2 protein-coding genes and 2 pseudogenes are annotated in these 2,429 nt (G+C 45.1%); 1 reads left to right on the plus strand and 3 read right to left on the minus strand.

Going from position 1 to position 2,429, the window contains the following annotated elements; all coding sequences use genetic code 11:
* Positions 1-246: pseudogene (locus tag F6J99_RS44170) on the plus strand (hypothetical protein); the annotation flags it as partial.
* A gap of 50 nt (positions 247-296) precedes the next feature.
* Here the strand turns inward: F6J99_RS44170 and F6J99_RS44175 are convergent.
* From F6J99_RS44175 to F6J99_RS44185, 3 genes and pseudogenes are all read right to left on the minus strand, one after another.
* Positions 297-1,367, minus strand: coding sequence for a hypothetical protein (locus tag F6J99_RS44175; RefSeq protein WP_293123568.1), 1,071 nt, complete (start codon positions 1,365-1,367; stop codon positions 297-299).
* A gap of 139 nt (positions 1,368-1,506) precedes the next feature.
* Positions 1,507-1,650: pseudogene (locus tag F6J99_RS44180) on the minus strand (RNA-guided endonuclease TnpB family protein); the annotation flags it as partial.
* 87 nt (positions 1,651-1,737) lie between these two features.
* Positions 1,738-2,292: a group II intron maturase-specific domain-containing protein gene (locus F6J99_RS44185; protein ID WP_293123571.1), complete on the minus strand. Its 555-nt coding sequence runs from the start codon at positions 2,290-2,292 to the stop codon at positions 1,738-1,740.
* Positions 2,293-2,429: the final 137 nt, after the last annotated feature.

A 2,429-nucleotide genomic window follows, 5' to 3' on the forward strand; every position in this document is an offset into this window, starting at 1 on the left:
CCCCTCTCCCCATCTCCCCATCTCTTCATCTCCCCATCTCCCCATCTCCCTATCTCTTTATCTCCCCATCTCCCCATCTCCCCATCTCCTCATCTATTTATCTCCCCATCTCCCCATCTCCCCATCTCCCCATCTCCCCATCTCCCCATCTCCCCATCTCCTCATCTATTTATCTCCCCATCTCCCCATCTCCCTATTTCCCCATCTCCCCACCCCTCCCACACTCCCCGTTTGACCCTCAGGTAAAAAACCTACCCCTGTGGGCTACTCCCTGCTCCTTACAACCAACACCTATCCTAATCAATCAGACGAAACACTTTCTTCTGCTTTTGAGCAGGTTGTTGTGATTGTTCTTGCTTAATTGTTTCTGGGTTGCTAGAAGGCTTCTGAGACTCTTTTGGCTCAGTTGATTCGCTAACTTTTGCTTTTTTCTCAAATACATTAACTCCTGCACCTTCTAACTCAATTACCCCTTCTGGAGAAACCCTGGCTATCTTTCCACTCAAAGCGGCTACCCAATCAGCAAAGCTATCCATCTTTTCTACTTGCTTTTTAAGGGTCTTGCGATTAAGTTCTGCCTGAACGGTTATGCCATTGTCACCAGTTAGAAGTAAGGTAACTTTCTTCCCTTGCTCCGGTAAATTGGGTCTTTCGGTAAACTTGACGGTTATTTCGGGTTTTCTGCCTTGAATCATGATAACTTCATTGGGTTTAGTTTGAGGGCTTGGTTGAGGTTGATAGTCAGTTTTTTCTTCGGAGTAATGTGAATAGAAATTTGAGTCTTCTAGATTTACGTTAACTGGATGAGCTTCCTCTATGTGGAGTTGCTCCCCTACTCGTCTACAAAAAAATTCCCAGAAATCATCCTTTTCTGCTGGTTCTGGCAAAGACCCCTGGAGACTTAACAAAAAAGGCTGCCATGGATAACTTTTGGCTTTTCCTCTAGGAGGCAGGTGATTGCGTTCTACATAAGCCACCACTGCTTCTGGCTTGACATCGTGAATTAAACCACGAACCCGAAACTGATCGACTCTTTCGTCACTGGGAGAATGACGTAGAGTAGTTTTCCCCTCTAGGGGAATAAATTTCTTAATTTGAATTTGAGCGAGTTTTCCTGCCTTGGTGATGCGGAAATATACTCGCCACAGATAGACTTTTTTCTCACCAAAAGAGGGGTTGGTACTTAATTTCTTCCACAAGGGTTGGTGCATATAGGCACTGAAGCTGATTCCTTGTTTGAGAACAAGAGTTCCTTTAACTGACCGATTAGGCTCTTGAGATGGGTTTGGGTCAAATCGCCCAAACAGATAGCCCAGAGCCGAAAACTCGGTTGGACGACTAGGAGGGGTAAAGGGGACAACTTCCATGGGATTGGGAATGAAGGAGCCATTATATTTTAGACTATCAAATTACGGCAATCTGATGAACTTAACTGGTTGTGCCCTACTTCCGATAATTTACTAAGGCTGTGGAGATTGTTGTTGAATACCCTTGACACTCCCCGGTCTAAAGACGCGGGGATTCTTCGCTCAACGACCCGACTTGCTCTCCCTGGCCGGAACCAAGAACAGTAGAGGTCAGATCTCCCGAAGCGTTTATTGGATCTAAGATCCAGGTTCCGGTGTGCCCCACCGTACCCAAGGCTCTCTTATTACGGTCGATGCCTGGTATTACCCAGGGCACCTCCGCTCCAAAACCGTGCGTGAAACTTTCGCCTCACACGGCTCCTAGGTTCCCTCAACCAATAGGCTTGTCGGTAGACTTGCTCCAGTGGATTTGTTGGTGACAACTTCGGTGAACAGCCATTAGGTTGTTCTTTTTCCAGTTGTCGTGATTTCCATCGATGTGGTGTAGTTCGACTCTTTCCTCATTAATGAATTTCATTCCGCAATATCCACAGGAATGGTTTTGTTCAGCCAGTGCCTTGGATGTATGATTGTCGTAGAGTCCGCTGTTACGTTGACTCCAGTATACTAAGTCTCCGTCATATGGGGACTTGGTACCTTTGACCATCCTGTGTCCGAAAAGCTTTGTCTTCACTTTTGGGAATGCCTTTTTACATAGTTCATTTGCTTGATAGCGGCTTACCTTTTTTTCCTTACGGAATTTTCTGTTTGCTGCTTTATTCATGAACCATAGACTATCCCGAGAATCGCTCATATCACACCATTTATGGTATTTTCGCCATCCTCTTACAATGGGAGCTAGCTTTCTGGCCTTAACTTTTGCACCATAATTCGAGCTGTTGACTACGGTTTTAATCTTCTCACGGATTTTCCTATGATTATCCACTGAGGGCTTGCAATGGAATTTTCCGTTTTTCTTGACTCGCATTTCCCAGCCAAGGAGACGAAACCTTAGAATAAAGAAGCCTTAATTAATAATTTTTAACCCTTTTTTGCATAGTCTGTCCCCTGTAAAGGCTTCTT

It is taken from the genome of Moorena sp. SIO4G3, from assembly GCF_010692305.1.
GTDB classification, from domain to species: Bacteria; Cyanobacteriota; Cyanobacteriia; order Cyanobacteriales; family Coleofasciculaceae; genus Moorena; species Moorena producens_A.

Coding starts and splice junctions, on each gene's coding strand:
- F6J99_RS44175 (WP_293123568.1), bottom strand. CDS start 1,367: ATGGAAGTTGTCCCCTTTACCCCTCCTAGTCGTCCAACCGAGTTTTCG.